This window comes from Caldalkalibacillus thermarum (genome assembly GCF_014644735.1).
In the GTDB taxonomy this organism is placed as follows: Bacteria; Bacillota; Bacilli; order Caldalkalibacillales; family Caldalkalibacillaceae; genus Caldalkalibacillus; species Caldalkalibacillus thermarum.
Window position 1 is genome coordinate 1 of sequence record NZ_BMKZ01000114.1, and the last position, 1,054, is coordinate 1,054.

Annotated in this window: 1 protein-coding gene; it reads right to left on the reverse strand. The window is 36.6% G+C overall.

All coding sequences use genetic code 11. From position 1 onward, the window contains the following. Nucleotides 1-160 precede the first annotated feature (160 nt). Nucleotides 161-904, reverse strand: coding sequence for a SurA N-terminal domain-containing protein (locus tag IEW48_RS16725; protein WP_188624716.1), 744 nt, complete (start codon nucleotides 902-904; stop codon nucleotides 161-163). Between the last annotated feature and the right edge of the window lie 150 nt (nucleotides 905-1,054).

The window sequence follows — 1,054 nt, forward strand, 5'->3', positions numbered from 1 at the left end:
CGGGGGATGGGCTGGAATATATAGGTATTTAAGGTGATAATCAAATATTTTGTGATCATTTTAATGTCTATAAGTCATCATGTGGCAAATATTTAAACCAATCCCGCCCATATGTCACGGATTCAGGTAAAAAGTGACATTTCTAATTTGTTCAAGTTGTTTACTTTTCATTAAAAACCTCTTTCTTAAACGCCTCAATTTCATCTTTATGTTCCTCTTTATATTTCTCTACGATCTTATCATAAAGCTGTCCCAAATCTTGCGTAGCTTGGGCAGATCCAACCTCTTGCATGACTTTATTGGTTAATTCACTTATCAACAGGTCTTTTTTTATAGATTGAACGACAAACTCTTCCCAATATTCATCTTCTGTAATGCCTAATCCCTCAATAAAAGCTTTAGTATTAACTTGTTCTGCATATTTACTGCTGCCTTCTTCTGCCGGTAATTCATGCCTTTGACGCAATTGGGCCACAAACTGAAGTGCTTCATCATCCGTAATTTCAATGCCTAGTTCCCGGGCTTTTGTTAAAAATGCAGCTTCTTGAATGACCCCTTCAAAAGCGAGTTTTTCAGCTTCTTCTTGATTCAAACCATCAACGACCTTCTTTTGAAGGACCAGTAGGTTAAACCGATTTACATCTAATTGACCAAAAGCAGGAATCATCTCACTTGTAGTAACAGAACCGGCACTAGTAGCAATGAATTTGCCCATTTGATAAAAACCTTCCGGATTGGGTTCAATAGTGTTTGACTCAACATTAAACTCAAAAGGCTCGGACTTTACAAGCTCATCCAATTCATCCCCTGTAACTGGTTCAACATACAGTTTGTATCCCGCTGCAAAAGCCGTTCCAATACCTAACAATACAATCGCCAAAATAAGAACAGTTGTTTTTTTCATAATTAAACTCCTCCCTCCCCTATCGTATTGTAAAAAGTTTTATATTAAATAAGCTAATAATCCTTGATTTAAGTGGGTTTATAAGCAAAAAACTTGCCACCCCCTAAAATCTTAGGTATTTATGAGGTAACCACACACTCAAAACCTAAG